The organism is Reyranella sp., assembly GCF_965227665.1.
Lineage (GTDB): Bacteria > Pseudomonadota > Alphaproteobacteria > Reyranellales > Reyranellaceae > Reyranella.
This window is the reverse complement of record NZ_OZ245767.1, coordinates 3,696,993-3,712,599: the sequence shown is the minus strand read 5'-3', so window position 1 is coordinate 3,712,599 and position 15,607 is coordinate 3,696,993. Positions and strand designations below refer to the sequence as shown.

General features: G+C 66.8%; 18 protein-coding genes. 12 read left to right on the top strand and 6 right to left on the bottom strand.

The genetic code is table 11. The annotated features are described in order from the left end of the window. Positions 1-3 precede the first annotated feature (3 nt). A complete protein-coding gene (locus ACO07I_RS17880; protein WP_422009732.1) occupies positions 4-924 on the bottom strand; it encodes a prephenate dehydratase in 921 nt (306 codons plus the stop codon). Positions 925-1,097: 173 nt separating this feature from the next. Here ACO07I_RS17880 and ACO07I_RS17875 point away from each other — a divergent pair, with 173 nt between their 5' ends. Together ACO07I_RS17875 and hisN are read left to right on the top strand one after the other, a co-directional pair. Next, the gene (locus tag ACO07I_RS17875; protein ID WP_422009731.1) at positions 1,098-1,628 is read left to right on the top strand and encodes a c-type cytochrome; all 531 of its coding nucleotides are present in this window, start codon (positions 1,098-1,100) and stop codon (positions 1,626-1,628) included. Further along, entirely contained in the window at positions 1,629-2,399 is a 771-nt protein-coding gene (gene hisN, locus ACO07I_RS17870) for a histidinol-phosphatase (protein WP_422009730.1), read from the top strand. Here the strand turns inward: hisN and ACO07I_RS17865 are convergent. Continuing rightward, positions 2,366-2,914, bottom strand: coding sequence for a GNAT family N-acetyltransferase (locus tag ACO07I_RS17865; protein ID WP_422009729.1), 549 nt, complete (start codon positions 2,912-2,914; stop codon positions 2,366-2,368). The two genes, hisN and ACO07I_RS17865, sit on opposite strands and share 34 nt — an antisense overlap. A gap of 104 nt (positions 2,915-3,018) precedes the next feature. Here ACO07I_RS17865 and ACO07I_RS17860 point away from each other — a divergent pair, with 104 nt between their 5' ends. The 3 genes from ACO07I_RS17860 (at position 3,019) to ACO07I_RS17850 (ending at position 5,514) form a co-directional block, all read left to right on the top strand. Beyond that, positions 3,019-3,486, top strand: coding sequence for a Spy/CpxP family protein refolding chaperone (locus ACO07I_RS17860; protein ID WP_422009728.1), 468 nt, complete (start codon positions 3,019-3,021; stop codon positions 3,484-3,486). A 69-nt stretch (positions 3,487-3,555) separates the two neighbouring features. Further along, positions 3,556-4,248 (top strand): response regulator, encoded by a 693-nt coding sequence (locus tag ACO07I_RS17855; protein ID WP_422009727.1) that lies wholly within the window; start codon positions 3,556-3,558, stop codon positions 4,246-4,248. A gap of 3 nt (positions 4,249-4,251) precedes the next feature. Beyond that, positions 4,252-5,514, top strand: coding sequence for a sensor histidine kinase (locus tag ACO07I_RS17850; protein WP_422009726.1), 1,263 nt, complete (start codon positions 4,252-4,254; stop codon positions 5,512-5,514). Between the two features lie 114 nt (positions 5,515-5,628). Here ACO07I_RS17850 and ACO07I_RS17845 read toward each other — a convergent pair whose 3' ends face one another. Then, on the bottom strand, positions 5,629-6,462 hold the full coding sequence (locus ACO07I_RS17845; protein ID WP_422009725.1) for a peptidoglycan-binding domain-containing protein: 834 nt from the start codon (positions 6,460-6,462) through the stop codon (positions 5,629-5,631). A gap of 209 nt (positions 6,463-6,671) precedes the next feature. Between ACO07I_RS17845 and ACO07I_RS17840 the strand changes: the two genes are divergently transcribed. From ACO07I_RS17840 to ACO07I_RS17810, 7 genes are all read left to right on the top strand, one after another. After that, positions 6,672-7,655 (top strand): hypothetical protein, encoded by a 984-nt coding sequence (locus ACO07I_RS17840; RefSeq protein ID WP_422009724.1) that lies wholly within the window; start codon positions 6,672-6,674, stop codon positions 7,653-7,655. A gap of 42 nt (positions 7,656-7,697) precedes the next feature. Beyond that, entirely contained in the window at positions 7,698-8,057 is a 360-nt protein-coding gene (locus ACO07I_RS17835; protein WP_422009723.1) for a hypothetical protein, read from the top strand. 132 nt (positions 8,058-8,189) lie between these two features. Beyond that, the gene (locus ACO07I_RS17830; protein WP_422009722.1) at positions 8,190-9,461 is read left to right on the top strand and encodes an acyl-CoA dehydrogenase family protein; all 1,272 of its coding nucleotides are present in this window, start codon (positions 8,190-8,192) and stop codon (positions 9,459-9,461) included. Between the two features lie 112 nt (positions 9,462-9,573). Then, positions 9,574-10,524: a DMT family transporter gene (locus ACO07I_RS17825; protein ID WP_422009721.1), complete on the top strand. Its 951-nt coding sequence runs from the start codon at positions 9,574-9,576 to the stop codon at positions 10,522-10,524. A gap of 8 nt (positions 10,525-10,532) precedes the next feature. After that, complete coding sequence (gene hisB, locus ACO07I_RS17820; protein ID WP_422009720.1) at positions 10,533-11,162, top strand: imidazoleglycerol-phosphate dehydratase HisB; 630 nt, start codon at positions 10,533-10,535, stop codon at positions 11,160-11,162. 22 nt (positions 11,163-11,184) lie between these two features. Then, on the top strand, positions 11,185-11,826 hold the full coding sequence (hisH, locus tag ACO07I_RS17815; RefSeq protein WP_422009719.1) for an imidazole glycerol phosphate synthase subunit HisH: 642 nt from the start codon (positions 11,185-11,187) through the stop codon (positions 11,824-11,826). A 24-nt stretch (positions 11,827-11,850) separates the two neighbouring features. Next, entirely contained in the window at positions 11,851-12,678 is an 828-nt protein-coding gene (locus ACO07I_RS17810) for a hypothetical protein (RefSeq protein ID WP_422009718.1), read from the top strand. 10 nt (positions 12,679-12,688) lie between these two features. On the opposite strand, the gene leuD is transcribed toward ACO07I_RS17810, so the two are convergent. The 3 genes from leuD to ACO07I_RS17795 are packed head-to-tail and all read right to left on the bottom strand — an operon-like array spanning position 12,689 to position 15,605. Further along, on the bottom strand, positions 12,689-13,291 hold the full coding sequence (gene leuD / locus ACO07I_RS17805; protein ID WP_422009717.1) for a 3-isopropylmalate dehydratase small subunit: 603 nt from the start codon (positions 13,289-13,291) through the stop codon (positions 12,689-12,691). An 11-nt stretch (positions 13,292-13,302) separates the two neighbouring features. Further along, the gene (gene leuC / locus ACO07I_RS17800; RefSeq protein ID WP_422009716.1) at positions 13,303-14,703 is read right to left on the bottom strand and encodes a 3-isopropylmalate dehydratase large subunit; all 1,401 of its coding nucleotides are present in this window, start codon (positions 14,701-14,703) and stop codon (positions 13,303-13,305) included. A 32-nt stretch (positions 14,704-14,735) separates the two neighbouring features. Beyond that, on the bottom strand, positions 14,736-15,605 hold the full coding sequence (locus ACO07I_RS17795) for an isocitrate lyase/PEP mutase family protein (protein WP_422009715.1): 870 nt from the start codon (positions 15,603-15,605) through the stop codon (positions 14,736-14,738). Positions 15,606-15,607: the final 2 nt, after the last annotated feature.

The window sequence follows — 15,607 nt, the reverse complement described above, 5'->3', positions numbered from 1 at the left end:
ACCTCAGGTGCCGGGGCGGGTCGGGGCTTCCCAGCCCTTGCGCCGGAAGGGGTTGGCCGGGAAGGAGCCCAGCATTTTCAGCTCGTCGGAGAAGAAGCCGAGCTCTTCGAGCGCCAGCAGCACGTTGCGCTGCTCGGGATGACCCTCGACCTCGGCGTAGAACAGCGCCTGTTCGAAGCGGGCGCCGGACAGGTAGCTTTCCAGCTTCACCATGTTGACGCCGTTGGTCGCGAACCCGCCCAGCGCCTTGTAGAGCGCCGCCGGCCGGCTCTTCACCCGGAACAGGAAGGCGGTCATGCACTGCACGGTGCGCCAGTCGGGATGGGCCTCCTCGCGCGAGAAGACCAGCATGCGCGTGGTGTTGTGGTCGGCATCCTCGATGTTCTTGGCCAGCACCTTGAGATCGTAGATGCGGGCGGCGAGCGACGAGGCGATGGCGCCGACGCTGGCATCGCCGATCTCGGCGATCTCCCGCGCCGCGCCAGCGGTATCGGCATGGACCACCGGCTGCAGCTTGTTCTTCTTCAGGAAGTTGCGGCACTGGGCCAGTGCCTGGACATGGCTCTTGACCGTCCGGATGGACTTCAGCGACGCCCCCGGCAGGGCCACCAGGCAGTGCTCGACCCGCTGGAAGTGCTCGGCCACGATCTTCAGCTTGGTGTGCGGCAGCAGGCTGTGCAGGTCTGCAACGCGGCCGGCGATCGAATTCTCGACCGGGATCATGGCCAGCTCCGCCTTGCCGGCCTGGACGGCGCCCATCGCGGCGTCGAAGGTCGGGCACGGCAGGGTCGTCATGTACGGAAAGGCCGCCCGGCAGGCCATGTCGGAATTGGCGCCGGGCTCGCCCTGGAAGGCGATGATGTTGCTGGCAGCGGCCTTGCCCCCCTGCCTAGCGCCCCGCCGTTCCGCCCGTCCCTTGGCCATCTGCCGCACTCCCCGCCTCACTTTTTGACGCCCACCGATAGGCGAAAAACCTCGTAATATCCGGCACTTGCGACGTTCCGCCGCGCGATCCGCCTGACGCGATGGAATACTACTGGCGACGGTGCGGGCATGCTACAGCAGCGTCCGTAGAATTCGCCGCTTCGGGATTTGACATGGCCAGTTTCAACACGATCGCAGGCTGCGTTTTGGCTTCCGCCCTCTTCGCGATGGTGGTCGGCAAGGTCTCCAATGCCGTCGTGCATCCGCACAAGCTCGACAAGCCGGCTCTGGCCGTCTCTGACGAGGCACCGACGCAGACGGCTGCCGCTCCGGCTGGCATCGAGATTCCGCCGATCGGGCCGAAGCTCGCCAGCGCCAATATCGAGGCCGGCAAGGCTCTCTTCCAGAAGCAGTGCTTCTCCTGCCACACCGTCGACAAGGGCGGTGCCAACAAGGTCGGCCCGAACCTGTGGGGCGTGGTCAATCGTCCGAAGGCGAGCCATGCCGGCTTCTCCTACTCTTCGGCGCTGACCGCCAAGGGTGGCGACTGGAGCTACGAGGATATCGACCATATGATCTTCAAGCCGACCGCCTATGTGCGCGGCACGAAGATGGCGTTCGCCGGCCTCCCGAAGGAACAGGATCGCGCCGACATGATCGCGTACCTGCGCACGATGGCCGACACGCCGGCACCGCTGCCCTAGGTGGTTCCGTCCGATCTCGTCGGGCTGGCCCATCGGCTGGCCGACGCCGCCCGGCCGATCGCGGCCCGCTATTTCCGCACCGGCGTCACGGTCGACGACAAGTCCGACCTGAGCCCCGTCACCATCGCCGACCGCGAAGCGGAGACGGCGATGCGCGAGCTGCTCGACCGTCACGTGCCCGACCATGGCGTGTTCGGCGAGGAGCATGGCGCGGTCCGCACCGACGCGGAGTATGTCTGGGTGCTCGACCCGATCGACGGCACCAAGGCCTTCATCACCGGTCTGCCGCTGTTCGGCACGCTGATCGGCCTGTTCCACAAGGGTAAACCGGTACTCGGCATCATCGACCAGCCGATCCTGCAGGAGCGCTGGCTCGGAGTCGAAGGCGAGCGCTCGACCCTGAACGGCAAGCCGATCTCGGTGCGCGCCTGCGCGAGCCTCGCCAACGCCTACATGTATTCGACGGCGCCCGGCATGTTTGCCGACGGCCATGCCAGACCGCACCAGGCGCTCACCGAGAAGGTGAAGCTCTTCCGCTGGGGCGGCGACTGCTACGCCTACGGCTTGCTGGCGGCGGGCCATGTCGACCTCGTCGTCGAAGCCGACCTCAAACTCTACGACTACGCGGCCCTGATCCCCGTCATCACCGGCGCCGGCGGCGTGATCACGGACTGGAAGGGCAAGGCCCTCGACATGCAGTCCGACGGCACCGTCGTCGCTGCCGGCGACCCCGCAGTTCACCGCGCCGCGCTGGACATCCTCTCCGCATAGGTCGCGCGGTCGACGTCGTACCAGACGATGTCGGTGAAGCCCTTGTAGTCGACCCGCTTGCGGTAGGTGAGACCCAGTCGCTCCATCACCGAGCGCGATGCGCGGTTCTCTTCGAGGGTGATCGCGAAGATCGAGTCGAGTTCCAGCGTCTCGAACCCGTAGGCGAGCGCCGCGCGCGCCGCTTCGGTCGCATAGCCCTGGCCCCAGGCATCGGGATGCAGCGACCACAGCACCTCGACACCGTCGAACTGCTCGATGAAATTCAGCCCGGCATGGCCGATCAGCCTTCCCTCGCAGAACACGCCCCACGGGGCGAGGCGGCGCTCCTGCCAGGAAGCGGCGAAGCGCTCGATCGCGGCATGGGCCGCCGCCACCAAATCGCCTTCCTGCGCCTTGCCCGGCGCCGGCGGCAGCCACCGGGCCACCTCGGGATGGAAGCGCATGGCGGCATAGTCTTCGGCATCGGCCGGCAGCAGGGGCCTGAGCGAGAGGCGCTCGGTCGTCACGATCGTCATGGTGGGAGCACTTTACACAACTTTACCGGCGCGAGATGGGCGCGAAACCGGGACCCTCCATCTTGGGCGTACGGGGACAGCACCCGAACCAGATGGAGACAGACATGACGAACCTCAGCATCAAGACGGCAATGGCGGCCCTCCTCGCGGGCAGCCTCGCGGCGACCGCCGGCATGCCGGCCTTTGCCCGGGCGGACGGCGGGTCGGTCGATCCGGCCAAGTTCCAGGAGCGCATCGAGAAGCGCGTGGACAAGGCGCTCAACGGCACCGACGCGACGCAGGACCAGAAGACGAAGATCGTCGGCATCCTCAAGGCCGCCTTTGCCGACATGAAGCCCCTGCACGCACAGCGCGTCGAGAACCGCAAGGCGATGCGCGCGGCGCTCGAGGCCCCGACCATCGACCCGGCGAAGATCGAGCAGATCCGCGTCGAGCAGATGAAGATCGCGGACGACAGCTCCAAGCGCTTCACCAAGGCGCTGACCGACGCCGGCAACGTGCTGAACGCCAACCAGCGCCAGGCCTTCTTCAAGACCTGGAACGACCACAAGCACGGCCCCCGGAAAGGCTGAGCGCAAGGGCTGAGCGGCAAGGGCTGACGGAAGATGACATCGGGACCGCGCCGGTCCGATACTGAGCCAATGGCCGAGCGCATCCTGATGATCGACGACGACGACCGCCTCGCCGGGATGGTTTCCGACTATCTCGGCGGGGCGGGCTTTCGCGTGACCGTCGCCGGCACCGGCCGCGACGGCGAGGCCCAGCTGAAGCGCGAGACCTTCGACGCGGTGATTCTCGACCTCATGCTGCCGGATGCCGACGGACTCGATCTCTGCCGCCGCTTGCGCTCCACCAGCGACGTCCCGATCCTGATGCTGACGGCGCGCGGAGAGCCGATGGACCGGGTGGTCGGCCTCGAACTGGGCGCCGACGACTATCTCGCCAAACCCTTCGAGCCGCGCGAGTTGCAGGCGCGCCTGCGCGCCATCCTGCGCCGCAGGGGCAGCGCCGCGCCAAAGTCGGACGTGCTGCGCTTCGGCCGGCTCGAGATCGACAAGGGTGCCCGTGTCGTCAGGATCGACGGCGAGGAGCGCCCCATCACCTCCTACCAGTTCGCGCTGCTGCTGGCCTTGGCCGAGCGGGCCGGCCGCGTGCTCTCGCGCGACGCGCTGATGGATCTGCTCAAGGGCGAGAAGCTCGAAGCCTTCGACCGCTCGGTCGACGTCCATGTCAGCCGCATCCGCGCCGCCATCGAGGACGACCCCAAGAAGCCGCGCCGTATCCTCACCCTGCGCGGCACCGGCTACGTCTTCGCCAAGGACCAGGATCGCTAGACCGTGCAGCGCCTCTACCTGCAATTCTACGTCACCATCCTCGTCGTGCTGGCGGTGTTCGTCGGCGCGGCGGTGTTGCTGTGGCGGGTGGCCGACGACGACAATCGCACGCCGCAATATCTGGACGTCGCGGCCGAACTGACCGGCGCGCTGCTGCCGGATGCGACGGCGCCGCACGCCGACCAGCAACGCGCGATCGAAGGACTGCAGCGGAAGCTGCGATTCGACATCGCGCTCTACGAACCCGATGGCGACATGATCGCCATGGCGGGCAAGCCGCCACCGCGCTTCGAGCCCAAACGGGCGCGCACCGGCTGGCGGCGCGGCCCGGGCGGCCCGAACTTCGTCCTGCAATTGCCGGACGGACGCTGGCTGGTGGCACGCCAGGTGCGCGAGCGCCCCAACCCGATCTTCTGGATTGCGGCCGCCCTCGGGATGGTGGCCATCGCCGTCGCGGTCGGGGCCTTCCCCGTGGTGCGCGGTCTCGGCCGGCGGCTGGAGCGGCTCAAGGCCGGGGTCGACCGGCTGGGCGGCGGCGATCTCAGCGCCCGCGTGAAGGTCGAGGGGCGCGACGAGCTGGCGGCGCTGGCCGCGAGCTTCAACCGTTCGGCCGAGCGCATCGAGGCGCTGGTGGCCGCCCACCGGCTGCTGCTGGCCAATGCCAGCCACGAGCTGCGCACGCCGCTCACGCGCATCTCGATGGCAGCCTCACTGCTGGGCGACTCCGCCGATCCCCGGACGCGCGAGTCGCTGAAGCGGGACGTGGCCGAACTCGACGAGCTCATCGAGCAAATCCTGCTGGCGAGCCGGCTCGAGGCGGTCCCGCAGCTGGAGCAGCGCGAGCCGGTCGACCTGCTGGCGCTGGCTGCGGAGGAAGCCTCTCACTACGACGTCGAGGTGGTCGGTGAACCGGTGACCGTCGATGGCGACCGCACCCTGCTGCGCCGTCTCGTGCGCAACCTCGTCGAGAACGCGCAACGCTACGGCGGCGGCACTCCCATCGACGTTTCCGTCAAGCGCGAGGACGGCCGTGCGGTCCTCGAGGTCACCGACCGAGGCCCCGGCGTGCCGGAGGCCGAACGCCAGCGCATCTTCGAGCCCTTCTACCGTCTGGCGGGCTCATCGGAGAGCGGCCGCGGCAGCGGCCTCGGCCTCGCCCTGGTCCTCGACATCGCCCGCCGCCACGGCGGCGACGCGTCTTGCCTCGCGGCAGAAGGCGGCGGCAGCCGGTTCAGGGTCGACCTGCCGGTGGGGCAAGCCACGTGATCTCGAATTTCAGCCCCTGACCGAGAATTCATCTCCCACTCCTCTCCGGTTGTTGCGGCGCGAGTGCCGGCCAACGCCAGACTGCTTCTTCGCGATCCGAACCGGACGCGAGCCTCACGCCAGCACGCCGAAATCGCAGGTCGTCCGCGATCTGGTTCGCTGACAAACCTCCCAGTCGTTATGGCTGCCGTCGGTGCTGGCATTACCCTCGACCGTGTCGAACCTGCCGTCCGGCCGGATTGGCGAGATCGTCACGCCGACGTGAGTGTGACTCGGCTGGCCGTTGATCATGCCGCGCACGAAGAAGAAAGAGCCCGCCGGAATCGGGGTGAAGCTCGCACCGAGCGCAAGACAGCTGTGCCGGCGGGCCGATCCGACGATGGAGGGAACGTAGAGGGGCGCAATTCCCGGGCCATCTAGCGGAAACGGCAGCGGCCTGCCCAAGGCGGCGAAGGCCTGCTTCACCCATTGCGAAGCGGCTCCCTGGCACCATTGGTCCGAATGGCCGAGGCAGTAGGCACGCACCCATGGGCCGGAATTGTCGCGCCCCCGGAGTTCGCCATCGATGAAGCGCCGTGCCTCCACCGGCCGTTGGACGAGATGCGCGCGCGCCGTCTCGATCACCGCGTCGCCGACATTCGGATGCGTGGAGCGGAAACGGAAGGCCGTCGCCATGCCATCGGTCAGCGTTTGCCAGAACGCTGCGGTGACGGCGTCAGGGGGGAGATCCGCCGCTGCCGCAAAGGTCTTGCAGCCGGCTTCGGTCGAGGGGCCGAAGTCTCCATCGATCCCGACCGCGGCCGCCGTTCCCGGCTGGGCGTTTGAGTTCTCGCCGACACCGATACCGCGGACGATGAGCCATTCCTGAAGACGCAATATGTCCTTGTCGGTGCTGTGCGCATCGAGCGGCAGGGTGGGCGCCGCGATCTCCATCTCGAACTGAGCCATGTGCTCCTCCCGAACGACACTGATGTGTCTGGCGTGAACGCTAGGCCGGCTTGTCGGGCGATCTCTGTGGTAATTCCCACGTTCGGGAGCTGAAGAAAATCGCCGCACTCTGTGGCGAACGCCACAGAGTGAAGACCGTTGGCCCTCTAAGTCCTCTCCCCCAGGGCTCGAGCGAATGATCGCATCGATGCTCAGCACTGGAGGGAAAGATGAGATCGACTTGCCGAAAAGCAGCACTCGCGTTCCTGGTCGTCGGTCAGCTGGCCGCGTTGACCGCATGCGGACCGGACTATCTCGCCGACGAGGTCAAAAAGTTCTCCGTTGCGACCAGCACGGGCAACACGGCCGTCCAGAAAGCCGCAGCCGCCTTCGCCTCGACCGAGGGCAAGCTGACCCTGGCGAGCGCGGCGAATGCCGCGCAACCGCTGTCATTCGACCTCGTCACCTGCCGGCAGAAAGTATCTGCCGAGAACTGCCGCGTGACCGTGGGCTCCGACCGGCAATCCCTGGTGCCGTCGAACGACGACAAGCTCATTCCGGTCCAGTACTTCGCGATGATCGCGCAGTATTCGGAACTGCTCGCCAAGCTGCTGGGGGCGAAGACCGCCGACGAACTCAATGAGCTGCAGAAGCAGGTCGGCGGAACGATCAAGGCCATCGACGCACTTTCGGCGGGCTTCTCGACGTCCACCGGCGGCGTCATCGCCGGCAGTGCGTCGGAGCTCATTTTCGAGATCGCCCGAACCGTCGACGATGCCATTCGCCTCGCACGCGTGCGGCGCTCGATCCTGGCGGCCGACGCTCCCGTGCGAACCGCAACCGACTTCGTGATCAGTCCGCGGAACGGTCAGCCGAGCCTGATGGCCGAATTTCAACGCACGATCGCCGACGGGGCGGCAGAGGACCTGAACAATCGGGTTCGTACCTACAACGTCATCCCGAGGACGGTTGCCTTCTCCGCAGACAGGCGCGCGGCCCTCGAGGCCATCGCTTCTGCGCAGGCCGGAACGGCCGACCTTCAGTCGGTCGATCTTGCCCAGCTCGCCCGGGAGACGCTCGCGGCCCACGACGAACTTGTCCGCAGTGCCCGCGAGAGTCGCCTGACGGCGAAGGAGCTGATGTCCGCGATCGAGACTCTGTACCAGCGCGCCGAGGCCGTCCGAAAGGCCATCGACAAAATCCTGGGGGCCTAGCGACGCAACATCCCGTCACTCGAAAACTCGTGGAGAAAGAACATGGCAATCGACTCTTCCGACACTCTTTCCGCAATCGAGCGTCAACTCGACAAGATCCGCTCGACCGCGGATAGCCTCGGCGCCCTCTCGGCAATGCCCGGCCTCAGCGCCGTCCAGGCAAAGAAGCTGAGCGATCAAGCCGTGGAATTCCGGCTCAAGCAGTTCCAGCTCTACCGAAAGAAGGACAGAATTCTGGCTTCGAGCAACGAATGGAAGGCCATCGTTGCCAGTATGGAAGTCGTCAACGAACGAATCGAGCGCGCCATCGAGGACCAGCGGAAGCTGAGCGAGGTGATCTCGACGGCGGCAACGGCCCTGAGCGTGATCGTTCGCCTCATCGGCATCGTCGGCGCCGTCTGACCCGGCCGGCCTCTCGCATGATGGAAGTCCCATCAGAAGAGCCCCCGGCAGGGCGCTCTTCGCACGATTGGAGGGCTGCGGGCAGGTATCCTATGGTATGAGGTGAACAACCGTTTACCAGGGAAGAACAGCATGGATTTCAACATTCCCGCGGACATCGCGGCCTATCTGGTCGAACTCGACGAGTTCATCGAGCGCGAGATCCGGCCGCTGGAGCGTGAGAACGACAATATCCGCTTCTTCGACCATCGTCGCGAGCATGCGCGCACCGACTGGGACAATGACGGCCAGCCGCGGCACGAATGGGAAGAGCTTCTGGCCGAGATGAAGCGGCGGGCCGACAAGGCCGGTCACCTGCGCTTCGGCCTGCCGAAGGCGCTGGGCGGCAAGGACGGGTCCAACCTCGCCATGGCGATCATCCGCGAGCATCTGGCCCACAAGGGGCTCGGCCTGCACAACGACCTGCAGAACGAGAGCTCGATCGTCGGCAACTTCCCGGTGGCCCTGCTGCTGCATCGCTTCGGCACGCAGGAGCAGAAGGACCGCTACATCGAAGGCATGTTCAAGGGCACCGAGCGCATCGGCTTCGGCCTCACCGAACCGCTGCACGGCTCCGACGCCACCTTCATGGAGACCACGGCCGTCAAGCAAGGGGCCGACTGGGTGATCAACGGCATGAAGCGGTTCAACACCGGCATGCACACCGCGACCGTCGACCTCGTCTTCGCGCGCACGTCCGGCAAGGCGGGTGACGCACGCGGCATCTCGGCCTTCCTGGTGCCGGTGAAGAGCCCCGGCTTCAAGATCGAATACATGTGGTGGACGTTCAACATGCCGTCCGACCATGCCGAGGTGTCGCTGAGCAACGTCACCGTGCCGGGCTCGACCATGCTGGGCGAGGAAGGACGCGGCCTCGACGTGGCGCAGACCTTCGTGCACGAGAACCGCATCCGCCAGGCCGCCTCGAGCCTCGGCGCCGCGCAATACTGCATCGACCTGTCGGTGGCCTATGCGAAGAACCGCAAGGTGTTCGGCAAGGCGCTGGCCACCAACCAGGCGATCCAGTTCCCGCTGGCGGAGCTGCACACCGAGGCCGAGATGGTGCGCGGGCTGGTGCGCAAGACGGCGTGGCATCTCGACCGCGAGCATCACATGAACGTCAGCGAATGGGTGGCGATGTCGAACTACCGCGCCAACCGCCTGGTGTGCGACGCCGCCGACCGCGCCATGCAGGTCCATGGCGGCATCGGCTATTCGCGCCACACGCCGTTCGAGCACATCTACCGCCACCACCGCCGCTACCGCATCACCGAGGGCTCCGAGGAGATCCAGATCCGCCGCGTCGCCGGCGCCCTGTTCGGCTTCTGGGGGGCGCAGAAGACGTCGACGGCGGCGAAGTCCTGATCGCTCCTCCCCGTCATACGGGGGAGGTGGCCTGCAAGCCCGGAGGGGGAAGGCTACAGTCGAAGCGTCTGTCGTTTTAAGAGAGCACGAAGATGTTCGACGATTGCCCGCGGTGCTTTCCCCCTCCCTGGCCCTCCCCCGTATGACGGGGGCGGGGACCAAGGAACGCCGCTACACCGGCGACCTCATGGCGTTCGGCGCGGCCATGCTGATGGGATCGAGCTATCCCTTCGCCAAGGACGTGCTGCAGGTCATGAGCCCGCTGCTCAACAGCGCCTCGCGCTACCTGATCGCCAGTCTCTTCCTGTTCGCCGCGATGAGGCTGATGCGCCGGAGGCTCGGGTTGGCGCGGCGCGACTGGCTGCCGCTGTTCCTGCTGTCGCTGATCGGCGTCACGTTCTTCCAGGCCTGTTGGGGCCTCGCGATGTCGCGAACCGCGCCGAGCGTCGGCTCGATTCTCATGACCACCACCACCGCCTTCTCCGCGATCCTCGCCTGGTTTGGCGGGCGGCGGCTGCCGGCGCTGGGCTGGGCCGGCATCGGGCTGGCCTTCGCAGGCGTCGTGCTGGTGGTGAACAACAGCCTCACGGCTGTCACGCTGTCGTTCGGCAGCCTCGACGGCACCCTGCTCTGGATGCTCTCGGCGTTTGCCTGGGCCCTCTATGTCGAGCGCTGCGCGCCCTATAATCAACGGCTGGGCGCGCTCCCGGTCATGGCCTGGACGACCCTGTTCGGCTCGCTGGTGCTGCTGCCGATATCCCTCGCTTTCGGTTCGCTCGAAGAGTTCGCAAGGCTCGACGGCCGGCTGCTGGGCTTCTGGCTCTACACCGCCATCTTCCCGGTGGGCGTTGCCTTCCTCGGCCTGACCGCAGCGCTCGACCGGCTCGGGGTCAGCCGGGTCATGGTCTACATGTACCTGATCCCGGTTGCCGGGGTGGGCCTGTCGGCCGCCTTCTTCGGCGATCCGCTGACCCTGGCCCGCGTGCTGGGCGGGCTGGTCGTGCTGGCGGGCGTCATTCTGACGCGTGTGGCGCTCGACCGGGCCGCCCGCGTTCCTGTATGAACCTCCCCATGGCCACGACCCAGCCCTCTCTGACGACGCCCGGAAGCGGCGGACGCCGCGCGTCCGTGGACCGCGCGACCAAGGAAACCCGCATTTCCGCCGCCATCAACCTCGACGGCACCGGCGTCTACGACATCAAGACCGGGATCGGCTTCCTCGACCATATGCTGGAGCAGCTCTCGCGCCACAGCCTGATCGACATCACCTTGCGCGCCGAGGGCGATCTGCACATCGACTATCACCACACGACGGAAGACACCGGCATCGTGCTGGGCGAGTGCCTGTCGAAGGCGCTGGGCGACCGCAAGGGCATCCGCCGCTATGGCAGCGCCACCATCCCGATGGACGAGACGCTGACCCAGGTGGCGCTCGACGTGTCGAACCGCCCCTACCTGATCTGGAAGGTGAATTTCACCCGCGACAAGCTGGGCACCATGGACACAGAGCTGTTCAAGGAATGGTTCCAGGCCTTCGCCCAGTTGGGCGGCCTGACGCTCCACGTGTGGAACCAGTACGGCGAGAACAACCACCACATCGTCGAGACCTGCTTCAAGGGCATCGCCCGGGCGCTGCGCGTGGCGGTCGAAATCGACCCGCGCCAGACGACGGCCGTGCCCAGCACCAAGGGCGTGCTCTAGGCTCCAGCATGACCGTCGCCCCATGACTGTTGCCATCGTCGATTACGGATCGGGCAATCTGCGCTCCGCCGCCAAGGCCTTCGAACGGGCCGCGCGCGAGGCGGGGACCGATGACCGCGTGCTGGTGACCTCGTCGCCGGCCGAGGTTGCTGCCGCCGACCGCATCGTGCTGCCCGGTGTCGGCGCCTTCGCGGACTGCCGCGCCGGCCTCTATGGGGTGCCGGGCATGGTCGACACGCTGCAGCGCGAGGTGATCGAGCGCGGCAAACCGTTCCTCGGCATCTGTGTCGGCATGCAGCTCATGGCGACGCGCGGCGTCGAGTACGGCATCCATGCCGGTCTCGACTGGATTGCCGGCGACGTGGTGCGCATAGAACCCGGCAAGGACCATCTCAAGATCCCGCACATGGGCTGGAACGAGCTGACGGACCTGAGGCCGCATGCCCTGCTCGAGGGCATCGCCCCGCGCGCCCATGCCTACTTCGTGCATTCCTACCAGCTCGCGGCCAGCAAGCCGGAGACGGTGCTCGCCCTGACCGACTATGGCGGACCGATCACCGCGATCGTCGGCCGCGACAATCTTGCGGGCACCCAGTTCCATCCCGAGAAGAGCCAGGCGACGGGTCTGCGGCTGATCGCCAACTTCCTCCGCTGGAAGCCCTGAACGCCCTGCCGGGATCTTCGAGCCATGTCCCTCGGCCCCTTCGACGCGCTGATCAGCTTCTTTCAGGGCATCGCCAACGGCAACCTGCACCTCGCCGGTCTCTTCATCCTGCTGCTTCTGCTGGCAGCCCTCGAGGTCGGAATCCAGTTCGGCAAGTTCGTCGCCCGCCGGCACACGCCCACGGACGGGGAGAAATCGACGGTCAATTTCGCGACCGCAGGCATGATGGGCCTGCTCGCCTTTTTGCTCGGGGTTTCCCTTTCGATGGCTTCGGACCGCTATCAGCAGCGTCGCGACTCGGTCCTGGCCGAGGCCAATGCCATCGGCACCGCCTGGCTGCGGGCAACGGTCGGGACGGGCAGCGAGGGCGAGACGCTGCAGCGGCTTCTGCGCGACTACACTGAAGTGCGCATCGCGATGGTGACGGGCAGTTCGGATCCGGCCAAGAGCGAAGAGCGTCTGCTCGAGCGCACCAACAGGCTCCAGTCCGAAATGTGGACCATCGCCCGCGGCATGGCGGAACGGTCACCCACGCCGATCTCCGGACTGCTGCTGTCCTCGCTCAACGACATGATCGACCTGTCGCTGACCAACCGGCGCAACTTCCACACCCACGTGCCGCCCTACATCCTGCGGCTTCTGCTGACCGTCTCGGTCTTTGCCGTCGGCGCCGTGGGTTATGGCTTCGGTCTGGTCGGCAGCCGCCAGCCGGTGCTGTCCGTGCTGCTGCTCGGCGTCTGGACGCTCGCCATCGTGCTGATCATCGACATCGACCGGCCACAGACCGGCGAGGTCCGGGTGGACCCCTCCCCGCTCGTCTGGACGTTGCAGGGCTTCGGCCCCGCGAAATAGCGCTTCCGCGCTACAGCCAGCTCAGTTCCTGACGCTGCTTCGCCTCGAAGGCGGAGATCTGCTTGTCGTAGCTCAGGGTCAGCGTGACCTCGTCGGCGCCCTTCAGCAGACAGTCCTTGCGGAAGGAATCGATCTCGAACCGATCGATCCTGCCGTCGGGCCCGACCACGGTCTGGTTCGCGAGGTCGATCCTGATCTTCGCGCCCGGAGAGGCACGCAGCATCCCGCGAAGTTCCGCCACCCGCGCCGCATCGAGGCGGATTGGCAGGGCGCCGTTCTGGAAGCAGTTGTTGAAGAAGATGTCGCCGAAGCTCGGCGCGATGAAGGCCCGCAGCCCGTTGTCGACCATCACCGTGACGGCATTCTCGCGCGAGGAGCCGCAGGCGAAGTTGCGCTCGGCCACGACGATCTTCGCACCGGCAAAGGCCGGCATGTTGGTGACGAAGTCGGGCCGCGGCGTCTTGTCCGGTGCATAGCGCAGGTCATGGAACAGCGCGCCGACCTGCATGTCGCGCGGCTTGCCGAGAAACCGCGCCGGGATGATCTGGTCGGTGTCGAGGTTCGGCTGGTCGATCGGGATCGCGACGGCGTCGAGCGTGGTGAAGGCTTCCATGGCAATTCCCTCTAGGCCAGCTTGCGGACGTCGGCGAAGTGGCCGGAGACGGCGGCGGCCACCGCCATTGCCGGGCTGACGAGGTGCGTCCGCACGCCCGGTCCCTGCCGGCCGATGAAGTTGCGGTTCGAGGTCGAGGCGATGCGCTGTTGCGGCTTGCCGGTATCGCCGTTCATGCCGACGCACATCGAGCAGCCGGGCTCTCGCCATTCGAATCCGGCCTCGACGAAGATCTTGTCCAGCCCCTCCGCCTCGGCCTGCTTCTTCACCAGGCCGGATCCCGCGACCACCCAGGACGGGATCACGACCTTGCGGCCCTTGGCGACCTTGGCGGCGGCTCGCAGATCCTCGATCCGGCTGTTGGTGCAGGAGCCGATGAACACGCGATCGACCGGCACCTGCTCGAGCGGCGTGCCCGGTACCAGGCCCATATAGTCGAGCGCCCGCTTCATGCTGTCCTTCTTGGCGGCGTCCGGCGCCGTCGAGGGCTCGGGAATGCGGCCGTCGATCGACAGCGCATCCTCGGGACTGGTGCCCCAGGTCACCATCGGTTTGATCGAAGCCGCGTCGAGGCTGACCTCGCGGTCGAAGACCGCGCCCTCGTCACTCGGGACGGTGCGCCAGAAGGCGACCGCCTTGTCCCATTCCGCCGCCTTGGGCGCGAAGGGACGACCCTGAAGATAGGCGATGGTCGTGTCGTCGGGTGCCACCATGCCGGCCTTGCCGCCGGCCTCGATCGACATGTTGCAGACCGTGAGCCGGCCTTCGATGGAGAGGCCCCGGATCGCGCTGCCGGCATATTCGATGACATGGCCGACCGCGCCGGCGGTGCCGATCCTGGCGATGATGGCCAGGATCACGTCCTTGGCCGTCACGCCGTCGCCTAGCGTGCCGTCGACGCTGATGCGCATCGCCTTGGGCTTGCGCTGCCACAGGCATTGCGTGGCCATGACGTGCGCCACCTCGGAGGAACCGATGCCGAAGGCGAGAGCGCCCAGCGCGCCGTGGGTCGAGGTATGAGAATCGCCGCAGACCAGCGTCAGGCCCGGCTGGGTGACGCCCTGTTCGGGGCCGACGACATGGGCGATGCCCTGGCGTTCGTCGCCGAGATCGAACAGCGTGACACCGCTCTCGGCCGTGTTGGTGCGGATCTGTTCCACGAGTTTACGATGATGCGGATCGGCGATGTCCGCGATCGCACGGCTGTCGCTGCGGACATAATGATCGGGCGTCGCGAAGCCGCGATCGGGTCGGCGCAGCTTCATGTTGCGCTCGCGCAGCTTGGCGAAGCCCGCCGCCGAACCGTCATGCATCAGGTGGCGGTCGATATAGAGCAGCGTGTAGCCGTCGTCGCGATCGACGACGACGTGACGTTGCCAGATCTTCTCGAACATCGTGCGCGCGGCGGCCATGCACTTCCTCCGTGAAAGTCGTACGAGCCCGATTACTCGGCGGCAGCCTTGATCGGGTCACGGAACGCCGTGCGGCGCTCGTCCCATTCGGCGGCGCCGAAGCGCGCGAAGGTCTTGCCGGGCGAGCCGGTGACCGGCGGGAACTTGCCCTGCTTCAGGTCGCCGAGCAGCCGGTCGCAGGTCTGGATGATGCCGCCCAGCAGCAGGCCCGGGACGATGGCGATGGCGTAGCCCATGCGTTCAGCCACATCGAGATCGATCTCCGGGGTCTTGCCGCCGCGCACCACGTTCAACAGGCACGGGCCGTTGACCCGCTTCGGCACGGACTCGATCTCTGCCATGGTCTGCGGCGCCTCGACGAAGGCCACGTCGGCGCCGTTGGCCAGCGCGGCATTGGCGCGTTCGATCGCCTCGTCGAGGCCTGCGACGGCGCGCGAATCGGTGCGGGCGATGATGCAGAAGTCCTTCGACTTGCGTGCGGCCGAGGCGGCGCGGATCTTGGCGATGAAGTCCTCGCGGCTCACCAGCTCCTTGTTGTCGAGATGGCCGCACTTCTTCGGGAACACCTGGTCCTCGATGTGGATCGCGGCGACGCCGGCCCGCTCGAACTCCTGCACCGTGCGGAACACGTTCAGCTCGTTGCCGAAGCCGGTGTCGCTGTCGCTGATCAGCGGGATGTCGATTGAATTGGCGATCCGGCTGGCATTGCCGACCATCTCGCTCATGGTGATCAGCCCGTAGTCGGGATAGCCGAGAGTCGCCGAGGTGCCGGCCCCGGTCATGTAGGCGGCAGAGAAGCCCGCCTGGGCGATGGCGCGGCCGGTGATGCAGTCGATGGCGCCGGGCGCCACGATCATCTTCCTGGACGACAGCAGTTTGCGGAGATTGGCAGCGTTGGACATGG

Excerpts from the sequence above, each read along its gene's own strand:
- hisH (WP_422009719.1), top strand. The coding sequence starts at position 11,185 with ATGACTGTTGCCATCGTCGATTACGGATCGGGCAATCTGCGCTCCGCC.
- ACO07I_RS17840 (WP_422009724.1), top strand. The coding sequence starts at position 6,672 with ATGAGATCGACTTGCCGAAAAGCAGCACTCGCGTTCCTGGTCGTCGGT.
- ACO07I_RS17830 (WP_422009722.1), top strand. The coding sequence starts at position 8,190 with ATGGATTTCAACATTCCCGCGGACATCGCGGCCTATCTGGTCGAACTC.
- ACO07I_RS17880 (WP_422009732.1), bottom strand. The coding sequence starts at position 924 with ATGGCCAAGGGACGGGCGGAACGGCGGGGCGCTAGGCAGGGGGGCAAG.
- ACO07I_RS17860 (WP_422009728.1), top strand. The coding sequence starts at position 3,019 with ATGACGAACCTCAGCATCAAGACGGCAATGGCGGCCCTCCTCGCGGGC.
- hisB (WP_422009720.1), top strand. The coding sequence starts at position 10,533 with ATGGCCACGACCCAGCCCTCTCTGACGACGCCCGGAAGCGGCGGACGC.
- ACO07I_RS17810 (WP_422009718.1), top strand. The coding sequence starts at position 11,851 with ATGTCCCTCGGCCCCTTCGACGCGCTGATCAGCTTCTTTCAGGGCATC.
- ACO07I_RS17835 (WP_422009723.1), top strand. The coding sequence starts at position 7,698 with ATGGCAATCGACTCTTCCGACACTCTTTCCGCAATCGAGCGTCAACTC.
- ACO07I_RS17845 (WP_422009725.1), bottom strand. The coding sequence starts at position 6,462 with ATGGCTCAGTTCGAGATGGAGATCGCGGCGCCCACCCTGCCGCTCGAT.
- ACO07I_RS17795 (WP_422009715.1), bottom strand. The coding sequence starts at position 15,605 with ATGTCCAACGCTGCCAATCTCCGCAAACTGCTGTCGTCCAGGAAGATG.
- leuD (WP_422009717.1), bottom strand. The coding sequence starts at position 13,291 with ATGGAAGCCTTCACCACGCTCGACGCCGTCGCGATCCCGATCGACCAG.
- ACO07I_RS17865 (WP_422009729.1), bottom strand. The coding sequence starts at position 2,914 with ATGACGATCGTGACGACCGAGCGCCTCTCGCTCAGGCCCCTGCTGCCG.
- leuC (WP_422009716.1), bottom strand. The coding sequence starts at position 14,703 with ATGGCCGCCGCGCGCACGATGTTCGAGAAGATCTGGCAACGTCACGTC.
- ACO07I_RS17875 (WP_422009731.1), top strand. The coding sequence starts at position 1,098 with ATGGCCAGTTTCAACACGATCGCAGGCTGCGTTTTGGCTTCCGCCCTC.
- ACO07I_RS17855 (WP_422009727.1), top strand. The coding sequence starts at position 3,556 with ATGGCCGAGCGCATCCTGATGATCGACGACGACGACCGCCTCGCCGGG.